At 37.7% G+C, this 22,336-nt stretch carries 17 protein-coding genes; all 17 read right to left on the bottom strand.

Features of this window, described 5'->3' with window-relative positions; translation table 11 throughout:
- Positions 1 to 8 precede the first annotated feature (8 nt).
- Positions 9 to 767, bottom strand: coding sequence for a PAAR domain-containing protein (locus ACPEEM_RS01590; RefSeq protein WP_424406098.1), 759 nt, complete (start codon positions 765 to 767; stop codon positions 9 to 11).
- Positions 768 to 806: 39 nt separating this feature from the next.
- Positions 807 to 1,121, bottom strand: coding sequence for a hypothetical protein (locus tag ACPEEM_RS01585; protein ID WP_424402557.1), 315 nt, complete (start codon positions 1,119 to 1,121; stop codon positions 807 to 809).
- A gap of 472 nt (positions 1,122 to 1,593) precedes the next feature.
- Positions 1,594 to 2,178: a hypothetical protein gene (locus tag ACPEEM_RS01580; RefSeq protein WP_424402556.1), complete on the bottom strand. Its 585-nt coding sequence runs from the start codon at positions 2,176 to 2,178 to the stop codon at positions 1,594 to 1,596.
- A gap of 2 nt (positions 2,179 to 2,180) precedes the next feature.
- On the bottom strand, positions 2,181 to 2,810 hold the full coding sequence (locus tag ACPEEM_RS01575) for an RHS repeat-associated core domain-containing protein (protein ID WP_424405463.1): 630 nt from the start codon (positions 2,808 to 2,810) through the stop codon (positions 2,181 to 2,183).
- Between the two features lie 165 nt (positions 2,811 to 2,975).
- The gene (locus tag ACPEEM_RS01570) at positions 2,976 to 3,389 is read right to left on the bottom strand and encodes a hypothetical protein (RefSeq protein ID WP_424405461.1); all 414 of its coding nucleotides are present in this window, start codon (positions 3,387 to 3,389) and stop codon (positions 2,976 to 2,978) included.
- A gap of 18 nt (positions 3,390 to 3,407) precedes the next feature.
- A complete protein-coding gene (locus ACPEEM_RS01565; RefSeq protein ID WP_424406096.1) occupies positions 3,408 to 4,055 on the bottom strand; it encodes an RHS repeat-associated core domain-containing protein in 648 nt (215 codons plus the stop codon).
- Positions 4,056 to 4,337: 282 nt separating this feature from the next.
- On the bottom strand, positions 4,338 to 4,685 hold the full coding sequence (locus ACPEEM_RS01560; protein ID WP_424405459.1) for a hypothetical protein: 348 nt from the start codon (positions 4,683 to 4,685) through the stop codon (positions 4,338 to 4,340).
- Entirely contained in the window at positions 4,682 to 5,542 is an 861-nt protein-coding gene (locus tag ACPEEM_RS01555) for a polymorphic toxin type 17 domain-containing protein (RefSeq protein ID WP_424407495.1), read from the bottom strand. Before ACPEEM_RS01555 ends, ACPEEM_RS01560 begins: the two co-directional genes overlap by 4 nt.
- Positions 5,543 to 5,807: 265 nt before the next feature.
- Positions 5,808 to 6,236, bottom strand: a complete 429-nt coding sequence (locus ACPEEM_RS01550) for an SMI1/KNR4 family protein (protein WP_424407493.1) — start codon at positions 6,234 to 6,236, stop codon at positions 5,808 to 5,810.
- A gap of 11 nt (positions 6,237 to 6,247) precedes the next feature.
- On the bottom strand, positions 6,248 to 7,189 hold the full coding sequence (locus ACPEEM_RS01545; protein ID WP_424407491.1) for an RHS repeat-associated core domain-containing protein: 942 nt from the start codon (positions 7,187 to 7,189) through the stop codon (positions 6,248 to 6,250).
- Positions 7,190 to 7,505: 316 nt separating this feature from the next.
- Positions 7,506 to 7,997 (bottom strand): hypothetical protein, encoded by a 492-nt coding sequence (locus ACPEEM_RS01540; RefSeq protein ID WP_424402552.1) that lies wholly within the window; start codon positions 7,995 to 7,997, stop codon positions 7,506 to 7,508.
- An 11-nt stretch (positions 7,998 to 8,008) separates the two neighbouring features.
- Entirely contained in the window at positions 8,009 to 12,811 is a 4,803-nt protein-coding gene (locus ACPEEM_RS01535) for an AHH domain-containing protein (RefSeq protein ID WP_424407489.1), read from the bottom strand.
- A 34-nt stretch (positions 12,812 to 12,845) separates the two neighbouring features.
- On the bottom strand, positions 12,846 to 13,283 hold the full coding sequence (locus tag ACPEEM_RS01530; protein ID WP_424402541.1) for a DUF1795 domain-containing protein: 438 nt from the start codon (positions 13,281 to 13,283) through the stop codon (positions 12,846 to 12,848).
- 735 nt (positions 13,284 to 14,018) lie between these two features.
- Positions 14,019 to 17,546 carry a type VI secretion system membrane subunit TssM gene (gene tssM / locus ACPEEM_RS01525; protein ID WP_424407487.1) on the bottom strand — a complete coding sequence of 1,176 codons (3,528 nt, stop codon included), beginning with the start codon at positions 17,544 to 17,546 and terminating at the stop codon, positions 14,019 to 14,021.
- 25 nt (positions 17,547 to 17,571) lie between these two features.
- Entirely contained in the window at positions 17,572 to 18,966 is a 1,395-nt protein-coding gene (tssA, locus tag ACPEEM_RS01520) for a type VI secretion system protein TssA (protein ID WP_424407485.1), read from the bottom strand.
- A gap of 3 nt (positions 18,967 to 18,969) precedes the next feature.
- A complete protein-coding gene (gene vasI / locus ACPEEM_RS01515) occupies positions 18,970 to 19,674 on the bottom strand; it encodes a type VI secretion system-associated protein VasI (RefSeq protein ID WP_424402538.1) in 705 nt (234 codons plus the stop codon).
- A complete protein-coding gene (gene tssH, locus ACPEEM_RS01510; protein ID WP_424402537.1) occupies positions 19,659 to 22,331 on the bottom strand; it encodes a type VI secretion system ATPase TssH in 2,673 nt (890 codons plus the stop codon). Before tssH ends, vasI begins: the two co-directional genes overlap by 16 nt.
- Positions 22,332 to 22,336: the final 5 nt, after the last annotated feature.

Below are 22,336 nucleotides of genomic sequence, written 5' to 3'. Positions count from 1 at the left end.
ATATTCTCCTACTTTATTTTACCCTGTTTTTTATACCATTGTGTTAATTGCTCTATACCATCATCATATTTGTCTCCAAATTTTCGCCTAATATCATCAACATCCATTTGAAAGGCTTCTTGAAACTTTCCGTTTGCAATTAAACCTTTTTGTTTATTCCTATAATCTTTAGAGCCAGCAATATTATCAAAAGAGGCTGTTTGTTTATGATCGTTTGTTTCCATTGTTAATGCACCACCATTAGTTCCTTTATTACCTGCAGATTGACTTGGCATATGATGCTTTTGTTCCATAGTTGTATTTTTTAGTGTTGGATGAGGAGAGTTGTCAAAATCTAAATTTTTATATGCTCCACCTTTCACTTTAGTATTTTTAGATTTAACAATAGACTTTTTAATTCCCTTACTAAACTCATCGATCCCCAACCTAATTTTCCCCAACCCATTTTTCATTGTTTTCTTCGAGAGTGGGAATCCCATATCTACCGCAACTAAAAGCGTTTTTTCAACAAATGAAAATTCATCTGCAATCTTGGCAACCTGAGCTTTCCCCAAACCGATAAAGACATTGGGTGAACCTGTTTGGATAATTGCACCACAAGTGGTTTTATCGCCTTTTCTTGCAATATTTTTATCTGCAACGAATGCACTTTCACTACCTTCGGCAATCATTTGTAAGTCGTGGTTATTACAGGCAATGGCGTTTGGAATTAGTGTTGTTGCAATGGGTTTTCCATTGGCTAAAACGGAGGGATTTCCTATGGCAATCGTGCCATCAGGGGCATCAAAACAATCATTGAGAAAATTTTATGTTGCTTTGGCTGCTTTTTCTGCCCAACTGGGTTCGGGATTATCATCAACTAAATCAGAAATTGTCAATGCAATCCTTACTGCCACACCGAGTGGACCTAATAACCCACATAATAAATAGGGTGTGGCACTGACCATCGCTCCCACAACCGCCCCAGCTAAAGCAGCCAAAAAACTTTTATGTTTAATGGTATCCCCGACCCGAGCGGCAGGCATGACGACATCACACGGTGCTCCAAGCTGTATGGTAGAGCGAGGAAAGGCATTGATGCGTTGAGTGATACGCTGGACGATGTCGGGAGAATCTGCCATAGCTTGTCTCTTTTATGTAAAGACAGAAAATATCAATAAAAATAAGACATAGTTTATGATGAATGAAGAGGAAAGTACATGGTTAATTAACGAGCAGGGGAGGGGTGAAATAGAGATAATTTAGCGTTATCACTCGAGACGACAAGGGGTCACTTTATTCCAAAAAAGTGCGAAACTTAAAGAGAAAGTGACCGCTTGTTGTGAAGAAAAAGAGTAAGCCACTCGTTATAAACGAGCGGCATCCGGGGTGTTTCCCCCTAGCAAACCCCAAAGGGTGCTTTTTTCTTTCGCCCAAACTTTTTTGCCTTGTGGGTTAAGCAGGGCGAGTATTTGTTCGTCTACAAGGGGTCACTTTATTCTAAAAAAGTGCAAAATTTAGAGAGAAAGTGACCGCTTGTTGTGGAGAAAAAGAGTAAGCCACTCGTTATAAACGAGCGGCATCAGGGGGTCTCTTTCTATAACTCGTTTAGTATTAAGCCGATTGCCTTAAAAAGTGATACATATCTTTTTCTTTATCTAAGAAAACGTATAAAAAAGTCTTATCATGATAAATTTTACTTACATCAATTTGCTCAATAAAAATCATTGGTTGATTGTTTTCATTTATTATCCAATCAGGTGACTGAAGCCATTTGGGTTTTTTATTGTAACAAATAAAAGTATCTAAAATTACTTTTTTAAATTCTGAAGTTTTATTAGGTTTGTATTGTTCATATAAGCTGTTAATCAAATCAATATGATCGGGAACCCAAGATGGAATAGCATCTAGGACTAAATTAAATTTTTTTTGGTAATAATCATCTGATTTATAAGAAACTTTATTTTTATTTAGAATTTTTTCCAATATATCAATTGCATTTACTATATGTTCAATTTTGCTGAAATTTAATGTTGTTAAATATTCATATGCAGAAAGACCATTCATGTAATCTTGATAATCAGCATACTCCTCAATAAGACCTTTTAAACCCTCTGAACTGTAAATCAATCTTTCAAACTCCTTTGGAGTAATCTGATGTTCAATAAACTCTTTAATTTTTAATAAAGCATTATTCATTTTTAATCTCCTAAATTTCTAAATGGATCTAAGGAAGCGTGTTGCTCTCTCGTTACTTCTCTCAGATTATTAGGACTATGTCTATTTGGGTGTTGATACCTTTGAGGAATATGATGATGTAATTCCATTGGGTTACCGTTGGCATCTAATGGAGCTCTCCCTTTCTTCATTCTTTGCATATTAGAAGCTGAAAATTCTCCTGTGCCTTGGCTTGCATGGTATCTATTTTTCCAATATCGCGATCTAACTGTATTCCAAGACGGATTAGCTCCATTCGGTAATGGTTTATCAATTGCATCACTAGGTTTCCAGCGTTTAAATTTAACATCTTTACACCCAGCCAACCCAAACAAATCCACCCAATCCAGCGGATTGCCCACATACCCAAACGGTCGTTCTCCACCTTGTAACCCAATCGGGTCACTCGAAATATAATTCCCACTCTCAGGGTCATAATACCGAAAGCGGTTATAGGCTAAGCCACTTTCTTGGTCAGTATATTGCCCTGCAAATAAAAGCTGTGGGTCTAGCGGGCTGGTTTTGCGATAGTCATTTGGGAACAGTAAGCCCCAAAGGGTGCTTTTTTCTTTCGCCCAAACTTTTTTACCTTGTGGGTTAAGCAAGGCAAGCACTTGTCCGTTTGGTTGGAAGATGGCGTAGCTAGTTTGGTATTGCCATAAGCCTAACTACAACGGGTCACTTTATTCTAAAAAAATGTAAAATTTAGAGAGAAAGTGACCGCTTGTTGTGAAGAAAAAGAGTAAGCCACTCGTTATAAATGAGTGGCATCGGGGGTGCTACTCATTAAACAACCAATCCAAGAAGTCATCATTAAATTCATAAGAAAAGGCACCTATAAATTTAATTCCATCAACTTCCAAAATAGTGCCGTTATATTCGAAATCGGGTGTTATTACCATGTAATTAATTTGATAAATATTAAGTTTAGATAATTTACTTTTCAAATTACCGTAAATTTCAATAAAACCATACTTTTCTAAAATTTTATCTAAATGCTCTATGCTTATGCCATTTAATATTTCATCAACTATGTAAACATGTTCTTCATCAAAGAAAGTAGTGTTTTTTATATCAAATAATTTTTTAAATTTAGAACAATTTATCTTACTTTTTTTAGGATTATATACAAAAAGAGAATAAGCTAATTCGAATGTGATGTTTTCAGCAACCCAAATTGAAACAGTATTCATACTAAATCTCCAAACTAATTAAAAAGGTAAATCGGAAACTCCATTAGGAAGTCTTCGTTGGCTCCATTTTCGAACATATTTGATATAGTCAGATATTGAATTTACTCTGCCTGCAATTCCAATTAATTCTTTGTGAGCTAAGCTTGATGCTGATGTTGTTGGTGTGTGTGTACCAAAGTTTCCTAAATTATCAAGAAATCCTACTTGGTTTGTAGGTGTTCTCCATTTCATATAATCATCGAATGACACCCCCATTTGTTTAAATTTATCCGCTTGAGATACAGGCAACCATTCGTGATAACCACCACCAATGGTTAATCCATTAGCTCTTAATCTAGTTTTGATGTTATCTCTAAAAGATTTATTATTCCAAGCTTCCATAAATTCATCATAACTTGAATTATCCCAGAAGTTTTTAAATCCTTCTCTTCCTTTTCCCCATTTTTTTAAATAAGAACTACACCCAGCCAACCCAAACGGATCAAGAAAATCTAAAACATTATGTACATAACGATAAGGCTGTTCCCCACCATTCAACCCAATCGGATCTGAGCTGATATAATTCCCACTCTCTGGGTCATAGTATCTGAAGCGGTTATAGGCTAAGCCACTTTCTGGGTCGGAATATTGCCCTGCAAATAAAAGCTGTGGGTCTAGCGGGCTGATTTTGCGATAGTCATTTGGGAACAGTAATCCCCAAAGGGTGCTTTTTGCTTTCGCTCAAACTTTTTTGTCTTGTGGATTGAGAAGGGCGAGTATTTGTCCGTCTACAAGGGGTTACTTTATTCTAAAAAAGTGCAAAATTTAAAGGGAAAGTGACCGCTTATTGTGAAGAAAAAGAGTAAGCCACTCGTTATAAACGAGCGGCATCCGGGTTTAAGATAAAGCCGTGATTAAAAGTGCGGTGGATTTCCCACACTTTTGCACTGAGCTTTATATTTATAATTATTAAGATAAGTTATTTATATATGCATAATATGTTTCATTATAAATAACAGGATTATCACAATATACATGTAAAGACTGAACACCAACCAATTTAGGTGAATTAGACCAAGCCTCAAACGTTTCTTCTATATTACCATAAAGATTCCATTCCCTACCAAGCAAGTTACATATTTTTAAGATTTCATAAATTTGTAATTCCCAAGATTTAGTATTAAATATTATTTGGATATTGATGTCATCTACAGTTATTGAATAGTTATTCAATACTGATGATAATTTTTTAATAATTTTACTTTTCGCTTTTTCCGAATTATCATATAAAAATAATCTTATATTAACTGTTATCATCTATGTGTTATTCTTCCCAATAATGAAACATTTGCATGAGAGCCATCCCTAGTTAACCAACCTATGTTCTCTTTTCCTATTTTTGATAATTGAACATCCCATTCAAAAGCTTCTCCAGCAGTTCTAGGTGGTCCTTTTGTCCACACATTACCAAACTTATCAATATACCCACCATTCTTTCGAGGTAATGGCATAGATGGTTGCCAATTTTTTGGCGGTATGTATCTGATTTTTCCTTTTGTCGGGAGCCCAGCATCTTTTATTCGCCCTTTTTTAGTCCAACAAGTTGTCAATCCGAAATAGTCAGCAAAATCTAAAACATTATGTACATAACGATAAGGCTGCTCCCCACCATTCAACCCAATCGGGTCACTCGAAATATAATTCCCACTCTCAGGCTCATAATACCGAAAGCGGTTATAAGCTAAGCCACTTTCTGGGTCGGAATATTGCCCTGCAAATAAAAGCTGTGGGTCTAGCGGGCTGGTTTTGCGATAGTCATTTGGGAATAGTAAGCCCCATACACTTCGCTTCTCATCTTTCCATTTCAGTTTGCCTTCTGGGCTGAGTAAGCCAAGCACTTTGCCATTGGGTTGAGTGATGGCATAGTGGGTTTCATGCTTCCATTCAGTTTTATTGCCGTCTAGGGTTTGTTGGCTTTGCTGATAACAGTCCTGTTGGGCGATGAGTTGCCAGCCGTGAAACACGCTGTGGCGTTGGCTTATCAGTTTGTCTTGTTTAACGGTTTGGGTGTAAGCCAGTTGGTCGCCGTCCCACAGGTAGGTGATTTTCAGCTGTTGTTGCGGACATGCTTTTGAAATCCGTCGCCCAAGGGCATCGTATTGATAATACCACACTTCACCTTGGTTGTTGGTGATGCCCGTGAGTTGATTATTCGCATTCCAACGGAAGTAGGTGGTTTGTTTGCGAAAACCGTCTCGGATTTCGGTTTTTTCGGTTAATCTGCCAGCTTTGTCGTAGCGGTAACCTTTGTTTGAATTGTGCTACTAGACTACAAGGGGTCACTTTATTCTAAAAAAGTGCAAAATTTAAAGAGAAAGTGACCGCTTTCTGTGAAGAAAAAGAATAAGCCACTCGTTATCAACGAGTGGCATCGGGGGATTATTCCTCTGTATCTTCAACAAAATTATTAATAAATTCTTTAAAAGAATTCCATTCGCCATAGATAGTAGCTTTTTCTTCTAACACATAAAAATACACTTTTCCATAATCATTTTTTCTTAACGATAAAGAATAATTACCATTTCCTGGAAAATAGGCAAAGGCTAACAGATCTCCTTTTTTGAATTCATCAGGTAAGCTCTCATCGTCAAACCAGTCTAAACTCTTTTTCATTTCTTCTATTGAATAAAAAGCACTTACAGGGAAAAGATGATTTTCATCGTGAACACAGGACGGACTAGGTTGCCCCCCATTATATTTTAAATAAAACTCTTTCATTTCCAAAGGGAGAGTTTTTTTTAAAAATTTCTCAAATTCGTTAAAATCATTTTCTGTAATGGGATATTCTTGCTCTAAAAGTTCTAACATTATAATTTCTCCTACCAAAGTTTAAATACATACGAATTACCAGTCGCTTCTTTATATTGAGCAACGCCACCGCGATGCGGTATGCCTGTGTGAGCTTCTGTCTTCACTAGCTGTATAGTCCCGCTATTTGTAACGGGATCATAATCATCAAGATGATGCCAAGTATACCCTTTGGGCGTCGATTTTTGCCCTAATGCAGCCATATTTGCGAGTTCGAAATCCTTATGGTAATTGCCTGTATATTCAATTCGTTGTATTGGATTTACATCGCTTCTCTTCTGATTGGTATATAAAGCATTACTTTTTGAATAGTCTAAGCCACCATTTGGGGTTTTTCTAACGCCTGTATATCCTTTTTCTTTTAGTTTTTGTAACGGACAGACTGCCAGCCCAAACGGATCAAGAAAATCTAAAACATTATGTACATAACGATAAGGCTGTTCCCCACCATTCAACCCAATCGGGTCACTCGAAATATAATTCCCACTCTCTGGGTCATAGTATCTAAAGCGGTTATAGGCTAAGCCACTTTCTGGGTCGGTGTATTGTCCTGCAAATAAAAGCTGTGGGTCTAGCGGGCTGGTTTTGCGATAGTCATTTGGGAATAGTAATCCCCATACGCTTCGCTTTTCGTCTTTCCATTTCAGTTTGCCTTGTTGGTTGAGCAAGGCAAGCACTTGTCCGTTTGGTTGGCAGATGGCATAGTGGGTTTCATGCTTCCATTCAGTTTTATTGCCGTCTAGAGTTTGTTGGCTTTGCTGATAACAGTCCTGTTGGGCGATGAGTTGCCAGCCGTTAAACACGCTGTGGCGTTGGCTTACTAGTTTGTCTTGTTTAACGGTTTGGGTGTAAGCCAGTTGGTCGCCGTCCCACAGGTAGGTGATTCTCAGCTGCTGTTGCGGACATGCTTTTGAAATCCGTCGTCCAAGGGCATCGTATTGATAATACCACACTTCACCTTGATTGTTGGTAATGCCCGTGAGTTGATTATTGGCATTCCAACGGAAGTAGGTGGTTTGTTTACGAAAACCGTCTCGGATTTCGGTTTTTTCGGTTAATCTGCTAGCTTTGTCGTAGCGGTAATGGTTGTCGTTAAGGCGATTGAGTTGATGCCCTTGTTGGTAAATATCTTGGTGTCGAACATGACGTTCTTCTTCCTTAATCCCAAATCCAAGGGATAAGCCCTGAGCCTGTTGAGTTAAGTAACCACACTCATCATAGCCATAACGCTCCTGCTCATGATTTTGATTGTGAACCTGAAATATTGAATTATTTTAATATTATAGGATTGAATGTATAGAAAATATCAGATTTAAATTTATATGGTAATAATCCATCTTTATAGATTGAAAATACTTTTTCCAATAAAGAGTTTTCATTAATACCATATATGGCTCTATGTATAGCGATTATCCTCAAATGGTTATAAACTTCATCGAAAATAGAAAAGAAAAAATCATCAAATGCTGAATTTTCTTTTTTTATTTTTGATTTTCTGTACATGAAATATTTTTTTTCTAACTTTTCATTGAAAGTATTTAATAAATTATCAATTTTAATTTCACTTTTATCGTAGTCTGAATGAAATCTAAATTTAGAAACTTCATTATCAATTAAATGGCTTATAGACCATGTTTCACCTGAAAAAAAGTCATCAATAATATTATTTTTGGATGTTTTTTTTGATGTGTTATTGCCAGATAATAATTTTTCTGAAAAAATTAACTCAATTGGTTCTTTAAAGTCTTCAGTATAACTCATACATTACTCCATTAATTTAATATTTTTGACCATAATTGATACGCACGATTATTACCAAGAATACCTCCTGATGGATGTAAATCTAACGCTCTAATAGGCATACCATTTGATAGACCTTTTCTTGCCATCTCTTGTATTTGACTGACTTGTTTGGCTATATCTCCATTTAAATCTATTTTATCAAGAGCATCTTTAATTGCTCTTGTATAACCATCATGATTGCCTTGGTGTCTAGACATTGCGCTAACTTTGTCATCGACTGTTCGTAAAAATATACCATTCGCGGCTTCATCTATGTTATAACCAAGTTTTTTCAATGCAGGATGGTTAATCAACTGAACAGGAATTATATGGTGAGCTTGATGTCCTGCCCATGATGTAGAACGAGAAAGTCCCATCGATTCCATCATATTTTTACCTAATGTAGTAGAACACCCAGCCAACCCAAACGGATCAAGAAAATCTAAAACATTATGTACATAACGATAAGGTTGTTCCCCGCCACTCAACCCAATCGGGTCACTCGAAATATAATTCCCACTCTCTGGGTCATAATATCTGAAGCGGTTATAGGCTAAGCCACTTTCTTGGTCAGTATATTGCCCTGCAAATAAAAACTGTGGGTCTAGCGGGCTGGTTTTGCGATAATCATTTGGGAACAGTAATCCCCATACGCTTCGCTTTTCATCTTTCCATTTCAGTTTGCCTTCTGGGCTGAGCAAACCTAGCACTTTGCCATTGGGTTGAGTGATGGCATAGTGGGTTTCATGCTTCCATTCAGTTTTATTGCCGTCTAGAGTTTGTTGGCTTTGCTGATAACAGTCCTGTTGGGCGATGAGTTGCCAGCCGTGAAACACGCTGTGGCGTTGGCTTATCAGTTTGTCTTGTTTAACGGTTTGGGTGTAAGCCAGTTGGTCGCCGTCCCACAGGTAGGTGATTCTCAGCTGTTGTTGCGGACATGCTTTTGAAATCCGTCGCCCAAGGGCATCGTATTGATAATACCACACTTCGCCTTGATTGTTGGTGATGCCCGTGAGTTGATTATTCGCATTCCAGCGGAAGTAGGTGGTTTGTTTACGAAAACCGTCTCGGATTTCGGTTTTTTCGGTTAATCTGCCAGCTTTGTCGTAGCGATAATGGTTGTCGTTAAGGCGATTGAGTTGATGCCCTTGTTGGTAAATATCTTGGTGTCGAACATGACGTTCTTCTTCCTTAATCCCAAATCCAAGGGATAAGCCCTGAGCCTGTTGGGTTAAGTAACCACACTCATCATAGCCATAACGCTCCTGCTCATGATTTTGATTGTGAACCTGAGTGATTTGGTTGTTTTTATTGAGGGTAAAATAACGTTGCTCGCCTTTGTCTTTGGTTTCAATCGTGTTTAAAGCCTTATCGTAGCCATAGCGTTGGTTGACTTCGGCAAAACTTGGGGCATCAATCCCTGTGGCGCGCAGTTCGTGTTTATCAAAAAAAGCACTCGGCTCCCAACCTGCTCGCTGTTGAATCAAGCAATCCATCTCATCAAAACGTTGGTTGAGTATAAAACCTTGAGGAGAGTAGCGGTGGATTTCATTGCCGTTTTGGTCGTATTGGAAAAATAATCCGTGTTTTTGACCCTTTGTTTCGGGTAAATCCAATTGAATCAACTCACCCACGGCATTGTATTTGAAGGTGGTGATAATCGGCGAGGTGGTGTTAAGTTGCCCTTGCTCGTCTTTAAGAAATAAGGTGCGAGTCAGGGTTTGGGTTTCATCATCATAAGTGCGGTGGATTTCACCCACGTTTTGCACTTCTTTGATAATGCGGTCTTTGAGGTCGTATTCAAACTGCAACTCACCCTGTAGGCTTTGAATGGCAGTCACTCGTCCCACCTTGTCATAGTGGTAGACAAAGGTATCATCTGCCGTCATCAGGCGAATGAGATGGTTAGCACTGTCGTATTCATAATGGTTTACATTGCCTTCGCCATCCGTGAGCGTGCTTAAGGTGCCATTGTCGTTATAGGTATAACGCCAACGATGATTGGCAAAATCGATTTCTTCTACCACTTGCCCGCTTTCGTTGAAGGTGTAGCGGTAGGTTTCACCTTTCGGGTTAGTGACTTGGCTTAGGTGTAGACTGTCTTTGTCATAATCATATCGCCAACGGTTGCCTTCACCATCGATTTTCTCGATGAGCAAGTCAAACGCCCCGTAGTTTAACTGCCAATCCACCCCATTGGCATCGGTATAACGAATCAGGTTACCGTGTCGGTCATATTGTTGCTTTTCTTCGCTTTGGTTTGGTCGGGCAATGCGTGTCAGTTTATGCTGTGGCGTGTAGCCATACTGCCATTGGTGCCCTCGTGCATTGGTAAAGCGAGTGAGACGGTCTTGATTGTCATAGCTTAACTGAATACGGCGTTGTTCAGCATCCTGACTTTCCACAAGGCGATGCCTTGGGTCGTAGTGAAAATGCTCGGCGTGTTGCTGTTTACCGAAGGTGCTTTTTACCTCGGTTAATAAACCATATTGATTACGCACAAACTCTGTCGTGGTGCCATCAGGGGCGGTGAATAAGGTGATACATGCGGTCGGATTTTCGCTGTTTTTTGCCAGCGAACGCTGTTCTGTTTTTGTCCAAACTCGCCCGAGTGGGTCAGTCAGTTTGCACAGCTGCTCGTTTTCATCATAGTCATAATGCCATTGATTGCCTGCGGTATCGGTAAAGCAGGTGACTAACCCTGTTTGTTCAAGGTAGTCAAAGGTGACTTGTTTGCCATCTGGGAAGGTTTGCGTGAGGAGATTGCCATAACGGTCGTATTTAAACTGCGTTTTCGCCCCACTCGGTGAGGTAATGGTGAGGGGTTTCATGAGATGACTGTCATAGTCATAGACGGTGGCACGTTGTTGGCTGTCTAACACCGTGGTGCGATTGTTTTCATAATGAAACCAAACAGGGTAAAATCCTTCAGCCCCAATACTGTGAATCACTCGCCCTTGTGGGTCATATTCATAGGTAACCCAAGTTTTATCGTTATCTGCCCAACGGGTGAGATTAAACCTCTCGTCATAGTCATAAAATAAATGGAAGTCGAGCAAGGCATCGCTTTCCACTAACGCCCCTTGCTCATTTTGCTGATAGGTTGCCAATACTTCCTGTTGTCCGTTATCGACACGAGTAATTTGGTGTAGCCACTCGTCTTGGTAGCTCAGGGTGAGAAGAATGCCGTCGGTATGTGAAACCGCTTCCAACCACGAGTGTTCGTTATAATGAAACTGTACGGCATTATCAAACGTATCTAACCAAGCGGAAATTAAGTAACGACCATCGGTTAGCGGTGGATAGGTGAAATCGGCATCGGCGTTTGTCTCTGTACCGCTTGGCTCATCATCTGGATTGAGTTGAGGCACTTCAGAAAAATAGAAAAGTTTGGCAAGTTGCGTTTCACGATGGAATAACTCAAGATAGTCTCGGTGGCGAATCAGCGTATAGTCGGGATGGTCAGGATTCACCGCACCCGTTGCCCCCTGAGGCAGAGCAAAACGTAAATAAGTGCCTTCACAGGTCGCGATGTTAATCTGTTGCCCATTATCTGAGACTTCGGCATATTCTGAGAAATTATCGACCCAATAACGCCCACATAAGCCATCGGCAAAATCGTTTTCTTTGCTTCTTGCCCAAGTGCGAATAAAGGAAAGGGGAATAGTTTGCCCGAGGGTGAAATCCACTCGCTGTTCAACGACTTGACCGCTTAATACATCGATGGGGTCGCCTTTGAAAAACTTTTTCACGGCTTCGCTAAAGCGTTTTATTCCAGTATTCTCTTTAAATGCACACTTGGCACAACCTAAGGTTTTTCCGCGTGCAATCTTACCTGCTTGCTTAACACCTTTCCCAATTCCACTACCGACTGCTTTTGCCCCTTTAGCCACGCCACGCTCGACCGCTTTTGCCCCCTTAGCCATACCGCGTCCTGCAGCTTTAGCCAGTTTTGTGGCTTGCTGTGCTTTACGAGTGGCACTTTTCGCAATGCCTTTTGCTGCTCTTCCTGCCATTTTTGCTGCTAATGCAGCACCAGCACGCGGGCCTTTTGTGACTAATGCTTTTCCTAAGTTGGCCAATCCTTTCCCGATTCCTTTACCAAATAGGGCGGTTGGAGGAATAACAAACTCTACAGCAAACAGTAATGCTCGTTGAAAACCAGTAAACTCAGACTTCATTTCTAAATAGGTGACTTGTCCAGAACCGATAAAGACATTAGGAGAGCCTTCAGCGATAGTTGCACTGCATTCGGTTTTATCCCCTTTGCGGGCAACGGCTTTATTATGGACAAAGACGGTTTCGCTGCCTTGTGCAATTTTTTGTTCGGGGGAGTGTCTTGTACAGGCAACGCTTAATGCTAAATCCACCATCGCTAAGGGTTTGCCGTTGACGAAAACATTATCAGCCCCTTTGGAAATAGGCCCAGAGGGTTCACCGCCAATAGCTTCATTTACAAAGTTAGTGACGGCGGAGGTGATTTTTTCTATACCATCAGAAACAGCCCAAGTGGCGACACCTCCCAGTACAGCGGCAGCAATAGGGGCAGCTAAACCGCCAGTGATACCCACAGCAGCGACGGCAACCGAGGCGAGTGCAAAAATCCCCGCGGTAATGCAAGCCCCGACCACGGCACCGGCTAAGGCAGACCAAAAGCTAGTATGATTGATGATATCTCCGACCCGAGCGGCAGGCATGACGACATCACACGGCGCCCCGAGCTGTATGGTAGAGCGAGGAAAGGCATTGATGCGTTGAGTGATACGCTGGACGATGTCAAGTTCGGTCATCATTAAGCCTCATTGTAAAAATAGACAAGTAATCCCATTACTGTGATGTTTCTTGTGTTTTTGCTTTAAAGGAATAGATAACCTCAAGCATCGCTTGACGCTGTTTTGGGGTGAATGCCTTGTTGGCCGTGTAAGTAAATGTCAGCAATATCCCTTGTCGAATTTGAAGCACCGTACATTGGTACATGACCCCTTCAGGTGTTTGCCATTGATATTCCAACAAATGTGCAGGGTGTTCATCTAACTCAACGACTTCCTTACTTATTTGTCGATATTTCTTGAGATTATGCTCAAACTGGTGAAAAACTTGTTCATAATATTCATCCTCCTCCATTCCTGTTGGTACAGCAACTCGATTTATCACTAAGTTTATGCCACTTTCATCTGGGAGAATAAACACATTCATAGATTGGTCTTGCCATGTTGTAGGTAGGGAAATAGTTCCTTCATTAAATTGGTAGTGATGCGTTTCCATATTATTTTCTCAACAAATATTTGATTCTTTATTCAGCAAGTATAGAACAATTTTTCATTAAAATCTAACAGAGTCACTCACTCTCTTTTCTACTTATTTTAAAAATCAGGTGCTGCGATTGATGCAAAAATGATTAAACTCATTTTTCTCATTTGGCTATCTTAACTTAAATAGCGTTTTTAATCGTTATCTAGGATAGCCCCTAAATCATTCAGGATGGTTTCAATATCCTTCCCTTTAAAATGCTCGGCTATTGGCTTTCAACCCTAAATGCCAACGCACTGAAACTATTTCTAAACGATAAACAATTTGATGAAAGCCATTGTCACCACGTTAAAATAAGAATAGAAAACATTATTGCTGTTAACTGGGTAATACTTGTTGCTAATGTAGCCCCTTGCTCAACTGTCGAAATGAGATTTTTCGCTTTTTTCACCTTAGACTGCAACTTTGTATTATCAGCTTCTCTTACATAAACCCAACTTTTTCTGTTATAGAAGATGCTGAAGATAATAACAATATATTTCCCAATGAAGATAATATCGGAGGCATTTCACTGTTTTTGTTGGTTGGCATTTCCAAGCGGGATGAATCCACCAGAGGTGGATTGATAAAATAGGCTAAAAGGACGCTTTTTCATATAAAAATCCTAACTTAGTAGAATAAGAGATTTGAGTAGGAATAATTAATATCAAGGCTGAGAAAACTCTCAGCCTTGATAGCAATTTACACTAATTAGTATAACGATTCAGACAAACGGAAACCTCTGAACAGTTCTTGGGAAAATGGATTGTTCGATGCATCAACATATACTCGATATGTTGCATATCCACCATCCACATCATAACGAACATCAAATGCCCCTTCTTGTTGACTAATTAACTTACCTGAATTAAATAATTTTATCTGAGCCCAAGGTCCTTTATAGGATATACTACGTGGGGAGTTATTCACCTCATTCGGCACCAAGGTTAATTTACTTTCAACTGCAACATTTAATGAGTTTGGCCATACTACATTTACCCGTCGTTTATTGCCATGGCTAAAATCGATAATCTGTCCATCTAAATTCAACACACTACGACGTTTATTTGGTGATAAACTCAACGGCTCCACTATATATTGTGCCCCTAAACCATTTTCTCGACTAAAGAACGTATCTCGAATTTGTTGTGCAATTTCTAACTGATAAAGCACATCTTCTCGAATTAAAGGTGTTTGTTCAGTTTCCGCATCTGTTACCCCATGTTCTATAAATGCTCTCAAATATTGGTTATAAAAGCTGTCTAAAATTCCATCTGGTGCAAAAAACCTATCAAAATCACTAATTGCTACCTCTTGAGAGGTGAGTGAAAATGGATAACGGTCTGCAATTGTTTGTTGATATGGTTTTATCACTTTATTATTCCATTCAACTTCTAAAGCTAATATTGCCGATTTCAGTACAACCTTCCAAGCATTTTCTGCAATTTGCTCAATCCATTGATTTAGCGGTTGTGGTAACGTCTTTGCAGTTTGCTGTAACTCTAGTATAGGGTCTAATGACTGTTGTTCTACACGTAATTGCACGGCTTTTAAGGCGGCTTTACCTTGATCTGGTGCATTTTGGATAGCGAGCAAGTATCGGTGTAAACTTGCTAATTGTGGATATACTTGCTGCTGTAATAGACTCTCTCGACTTCCGTCCTTATCTACAACTAACAATTTTTCATTTAAAAAATGACGAGAAATCTCATTCTTTAAGAGATATTCAGAAGAAGCCAATGCATCATTCAATTTTTTATTATCTAAGTCTTTAGGTACAACTGGTGTTTTTGTGTTATCCACTACTGTTCCAATAGCTCGACGTATTGTATGTGAATTACCAGTAATTTTTTCCAATGCTGTAACAGCTTCCGAAATATCTATAAAAGGCTTAATAGCTAAATTATTAATCGCATTATTCCAAGTCGAAACATAGTCATTTACATACAGTTCAGTGATTTTTGAACTAATTTCTTTACGATCTGCATCACTATACTCAATATGTTCAGATAAATTTAATACCCAACTATCAATTGCTGTTAAATTAACCAATTGCTCATCACGTTTTAAGAAATAATTCGTTAATCCTTCAGTAGTAAAAAAACGAGGAACATAAACCAACTCATCATTTTTAGCTTCAAATACCGAATCAAACCCCGCACCTATTTCTTCCCTTAAATTGAGATCTATTGGGAAAATTTTCTTCGATGTTGTTTTTAAAATTTGATATACACGCTCATATAGGGAGAGATTTTTTAGCTCTTTTTGTGCATTTCTAATAGAAAGATCAAATGGTTCAAAAGCTTTGATTAATTCAGTGTTACCTTTTACTCTTTCGCCATGCCAGTCCGTATGCTTTAATGCAAAATCTAAATGAGAAAGTAACATTGCTTGAAGTTGATTTTGTCCTCTAAAAGCCTCGCTCCAATATTTTTGCATATATTCTTCGACAACTTGATTTATACGTCCTGTTTTATCATCTAGCATTCTCATTACACGTAATGTTTCTAGCTTTTCATCACTATTTGGTGGCAAGGTATTTAATTTACGCTGTAACCCTTCCATTATTGCAGGTAAATAACGAAATTGAAGTAACTTTAAATAGGCAGAACGAGCATAGGTTCCCATATTATGCCCTTGATATAATCCCATATCAGAAAAGAGATTAGCCGAGTTTTGTCTATCCTCGTAAACAAATGTTGCATCTCTCATTGGGTTTAGCAAGGGTAATTGTTTATTACCATAATAATCAATCCCTTCAGGTAAAGGAATTGCTTTAACTTGTTTAACTTCTTGTAAGATTTTTTCTCCTGCATCATAATTTTTCTTATAATAATGACTCCAACCCAATAATAGTCCTAAGCCAATAATGCCTCCAACAAAGGAGAAAATCTTTAAACGATTCTGATAAGAAATATTCCACGATGCACTTTCTTGAGCTAAATTCGGATATTCAAATAACGTATTTCCAAATAAATTTTTACAAAAGTAAGTACGAGATGTTTTTATTGACCAAGTCGGATAAGTTTGATGACTTAAATGATATTTTTCTGCCGCAGATTGAACAAACAAATCATCAATTTTTCCATTTTGTAATGCTGAAGTAAAATATACGCCTTTAAAAAATAATCCCGATGGATTTCCTGTAGCTAATAGTCTCGTCAAAAATGACGAAATTTCGTCATGAGCACCACTAACCTGTCTAATAAAACTAAAAATTTGAGCTCGATCTTCGGGAGAGGCATCATTTAGCATCATATCAGCCATACTTTCATTCATTTGTTGGCACCACATTTGCCAAAATATACTAAGCTCTTCCGACCATATTTGACCTTTCTTTGAAAAGGTTGTACCTAAAACACTATCGATTTGCTCTTTCTGCAATTTACTGAACATTAATTGAAAACCATAAAGGCGATCTATTTTGGTTAGAACAACGTAAATAGGTAACGCTGCGTTCACCATAACAGAAAGTTCTTTTAAGCGGTCTTGTAATATCGAAAGATAAGCCTCTTTTTCTTCTTTAGTGAATGTTAACAATTGATAGATATCAATAGATAATATGACACCATTTAATGGCTGGCGGTTTCGTTGCACAGTCATCCATTCTAAAAGATTTTTCCATAGTTTTGGGTATAACTTCCGCTTTTCTTCAATTTCAATATGTTGGGACACCAAATTCCCATTAGGCACAATAACTACAGCCTTTTCATTATTGAAAATAGAAATTTCAACATTCTTATACTTAGCTAAATCGTCTTCATCATCTTGGTATAATTGAACAAAACCACCACTTTCTTTTAAAAGTGAAGATTTCCCACTATTTGCTGTACCTAGCATTAAATACCAAGGTAATACATGTTGATATTGACTAGTATTTAAATAACGCTGCAATTTTAACGCCCAATGTTCCAAATAATGCCTTTGAGCATCAAGCTCTTCCTTTATAGGATTATTAGCATGTTGTTTATCTTCTTGTTGGCGTAATTCTAATTTTTTTAAACGCTGACTAATTTTCCATGTAATCCAAGAAATACCAATGCTAATGAGAATAGCAGTACACAACCAACGATTAATTGCTGTGGCTAAAGGCTTATATCCATTAATTGAATAAGTTTCACCTTGCCACCAAACCCAAACAATCATAGCTATCCAAAATAGGATCATTAAAATAGGTGCAGATAATTTTAGTCTTGATAACAATGGATTAAATGTATAAAAAAGTGATGGTAGTTTCATTATTCAAACCTTCTTTTTCTTAAATTTATTCTCGCTCTTGTGTTAATAACGTAAACAAAGACGGCTCCCAGTCTTTTACTAACATTTTATCTAATGCACCTAATAAGGTAACATAATGTTGCTTAGCTAAACTACTTAACCCCGACTTATCTAACAACCTAATACTCTGTAATTGAGCATACACTTTATCCCTCATATCTAAATGAGTTTGCTCATTAATTCTTGCTAGGGCTTTTTCTAGGCCTTCTGCTTCATAATAAGCGTCTATGTCATAATGGTTATTATCAACATCTTGCATCCGAGTTAGGGCAGGATTACCTTGTTGTAACCATTGTTCACAGCTTTGTGGCAAGAAAGGTGAACTATCATTGAATGTTAGTGCCTTTAAAAGAGGCAACCGTTCAAGAAATTGCTCAAGACTTCCCTTTATTGCATTTGCTACTTTTATGTAGCCCAATCGATTAGCTATTTCAGCGGATAAATAATGCCCTTCAAACCAAAATGGTGCTAAAGTTAAGCTATATTCAACTTCTCTCCACAATTTCACATTTGCATTTTCTAACTCAGCTTTATATTCTGCCACACGATCAATAGATATAGCAGCCAATTGTGTTTTATTATTTTCTGCCATCGGCACCGCAGTAATATTATTCCAAATGGCATAACGTCTTAATTGATATCCTACTGGTTCAGATAAATCCTTATCAATCAAATAATCAGCAACCTTTAATAAAGTATTACGCCATGCTTTTTCATTACTGTGCTCAATTTCTATTGGTTCGACTATCATAGATTTGCTAACTGCAACAGCTGCAATACCAGTAGTAGGCTCATTATTATTACTTATGGAAGGAGATTCATCTTTCTCTATTAACTCGTCTGAAGATTCTATTTCTACAGGTTCACTAAATGTATATCGTTTTAATAAAGTTTCCACACTATCTAGTAAGCTAGAATCATCCCAACAACATTTAAGTCGCTCTAATTGAACTTTTGCCTCTTCTTTTTCTAATCTTGATGCCGATTGGTTAAACTTTGTAGCCATATTTTCAAAACGTTTAAGAATTTGCTGTCCCAATCGTTTTTTCTTCAAATTCTGTAATGGAGGAGCTTTTTCCCAATAGACCTCTGCATAATCAGATAATAATGCCAGCCCAAGCAATAATTCTGTAGTCTTACCTGAATGTTGTAACGTTTTTAAAAGATGGGCAATAACCCTTACATCTTTACTTTTAGTTGATAACAATATTAATGCTTTTTGTTGAGTCTGAACAATATTCAGTGACTCATGCTCTAGTGATCCAAGCTTCACCATATCGCCATCAAGCTCAATCCAACTTGGTTCATCTTCTAAATCTACTTCCGTTTGAATTGGCGTTAATATCATCTTACGCCACGGATTATCAATTAATAAATCCATACTTTACCAATGACATGCTGCTCTGAGAGATTTAATTTCTTGTTCTAAATTTCGTATATTAAATGTTAACCCATTAATACTTGAAACATTTGACTTAATCTTCAGTGTATTTGATTTTAGTAATCGCTGTATTTCAGTAATTCCCTCTAGACCTCTACTAGATTCCAATAAAAAACCATTCTCACGAAAAAACCATCTCGTTTCAAATTTATTTTTATCCGTGCTAATTTCCACATCAGTATCACGTTTACCTGACGGGGTAGTTAGTGCAATCTGCAACCTCGTAATATTATCAATACAACTTAACATTAATACTGGTCTAGTACCTTTATAACCTAAAGCTGGGGTCGTAATAATGATTGTAGGATTATTTCCATCTATATTGTATGATTTGGTTAATAATGAAAAAGTATCCTTATCCCTATTACTTTCGTTATCCATAGCTCTTTGCCAAGCAACTCCACCTTTCTTTTCTTCTATTAAGGCTGTTCTCGGCATATTTACTTTCCAAGCATTATCATAACAATCCAAACGCTCTAATGATGATTTCTCTTGGCGACATAATTCCATTGCTTTTAAAGTACTATCGGCAGAATAATGAGGCTTCCCCACTGCTGAGGCAGAGACAGTCAATAAAGAAAAATGTGCTACAAGAATTACGCTTGTATAGTAAACCGCTTTATTGGTTGAAATTAAACTAGGTCGCATTCATCCTCTCCAATTTTTGCAATAAAACGCCCATCTTTTACGCCAAAATAAATCTCTTTGATTTCTTTATCTTCCGCAATTCTCTGTAATAGTAATAAAGAAACTGGTGGCAACATCTGACCATCAATAACAGACTCTAAAATTCTCGCACCATTTTCTGCTCTACTAGCTCTACGTAATATTTCCTCTTTCACTTCATTTTCAATTATTACTTGAGCATCAAAACGTCTTTTCAATAACGAAGTTAATTTGTTTAATTTTCCATCCACAATCTCCATTAATACGTCTTTTGGTAATGGTAGATAAGGAATCACCTCCATTCTAGCAAGTAATGCAGGCTTGAAGAAACTCACAAGCTCAGGATATAAAGCATCTAGTATTTCTTGTGGTTTATCAGCATAATTTACAATTGTTTGATAACCCAAATTCGAGGTCAAAAAGAATACAATGTTTTTACAATCAACAATACGCCCTTCACCATCTGCTAATTCCCCTTTATCAAATGCTTGATAAAATAGATTTAATACATCTGGATGAGCCTTCTCTACTTCATCCAATAGTACTACTGAATAAGGTTTACGAATAATTGCTTCAGTAAGTACCCCTCCTTCACCAAATCCAACATATCCAGGTGGGGAACCAATCAAACGAGAAACTGTATGTTTTTCCTGAAACTCAGACATATTAATAACAGTCAAGTATTGTTTGCCACCAAATAATAAATCTGCGACTTGCAATACTGTTTCCGTTTTACCTACACCACTTGGACCAACAAATAAAAATGCTCCAAGAGGTCTGCCTGCACGTCTTAAATCTGCTCTTGCAGTTAATAAATGACGGTGCAAATACTTAATAGCAAGCTCTTGTCCTTTAATCTCCTTTTCTAACAAAGCGGGTAGGTTTGTAATAACATTTAGTTCATTTTGAGACAAACGTTCAATTGGCACACCAGTCCATTCTGCAATGACTGATGCTATTTGTGTTTGAGTTACATGGGGGGAAACTAAAATGCCTGACTGTTGTAATACATCAAGATCTTTAGTTAACGTTTCTAATCTCAGTTTTGCATCTTTATAAGAATGTAATTTATTTTCATCATTATCATCTTGTTCATTCTTATCCACCCGCATTTCACTTTCAGAAAGATCTATATTTAGGAGCATCGTGCGTAATGAAATTATTTCCTTAACAATTTCTTGTTGTTTTTTCCAACTTTGAATAATACCCTCTAGTTTCTGAGCGTTTTCTTTTAATTTATTCTCTAGTTCAGATAAACGAGTTTCATCATAACTTAAACCTAATTTAATTTCTCTTTTCAATAAATCGCTTTCCATTTGGAGCTGATGTTGTCTATTTTGCAACTCAACAACCAATTTAGGTGGAGATGTGAGACTGATCGCAACTCTTGCACAAGCAGTATCTAAAACATCAATTGCTTTATCTGGTAATTGTCTTCCACTTAAATAACGCTCGCTTAGTTCTGCAACAGAAATCAAGGCATCTTCTTCAATTAGGAGTTGATGTGCACATTCATACACATTACGTAATCCTCGCATAATCACGATAGCTTCTTCGACTGTTGGCTCAGGTAGTTTAACTAACTGAAAACGCCTAGATAATGCGGCATCTTTCTCAAAATATTTCTTATATTCACTCCATGTTGTTGCTGCAATCGTTTTTAACTCACCCCTTGCCAAAACGGGTTTTAATAAATTAGAAATATCTAGTCCACCTTGCTGATTTCCAGCCCCAATCAAAGTATGAGCTTCATCAATAAAAAGTATAACTGGTTTAGCAGATGAGAATATTTCATTCATAATGCCTTTAAAACGCTTCTCAAATTCACCTTTTACTGCTGCTCCAGCCTGTAATGCACCAAGATCTAATGTCATCACTTCTGTATCTAATAATTTTTCGGGTACATCCCCTGCAACAATACGTAAAGCAAGTCCTTCAATTAATGCACTTTTCCCTACTCCAGCCTCACCAACGACAATAGGATTGTTTTTTCGACGACGACAAAGAATATCAATCATTAAGTTAATTTCTTTATCTCTGCATAGAACAGGATCCAGTTTATTTTCTCGTGCAAGTTGAGTCATATTTTGTGCGTATTTCTTCAATAGGCTCTCTTGATTAGAGTTCAACATTTGCACTGAATCCTTCTGAATTTCAGTTTCAGATGAATTTGTAACAATTTGTATAAAATTCTGTTTTAAAATCTCACGATTCACTACCGAAAGAGTTTTAGCCGCCTGATTAGGAAGATAACGGTATAAGGAGGCAAGTAAAGTATAAAATATAACTCCACTACGTAAATTAGCATGTTCAAATTCTGTTGATGCCACCAACCAACTATCTTGTAGCAATTCAACTAATAAAGGCGAAAAACTTGGATAACTTTGTTGTATATCTAGTCTTCCCTCTTTCTCAACTACATCCTGTAAGTAACTTTTTAGTTCCTCAATATCAATCTTATTCTGCTCTAGAATTACCCGCACATCACACAATGGTGTTTCTAAAAAACTCAATATGAATTGAGAAGTTGTGATTTCCGCAAAATTTTCATTCATACAACGAGCAGCACATATCTCCAAAGAATGCTTTGCAATTGAATTTAATTTCCCGACCAATACAGGTAATTCAACTCTAATCATTGATA

Origin of the sequence: Pasteurella pantherarum (assembly GCF_049670885.1) — a bacterium.
Taxonomy (GTDB): Bacteria; Pseudomonadota; Gammaproteobacteria; order Enterobacterales; family Pasteurellaceae; genus Pasteurella.
This window is presented reverse-complemented; position numbering and strand designations above follow the sequence as displayed.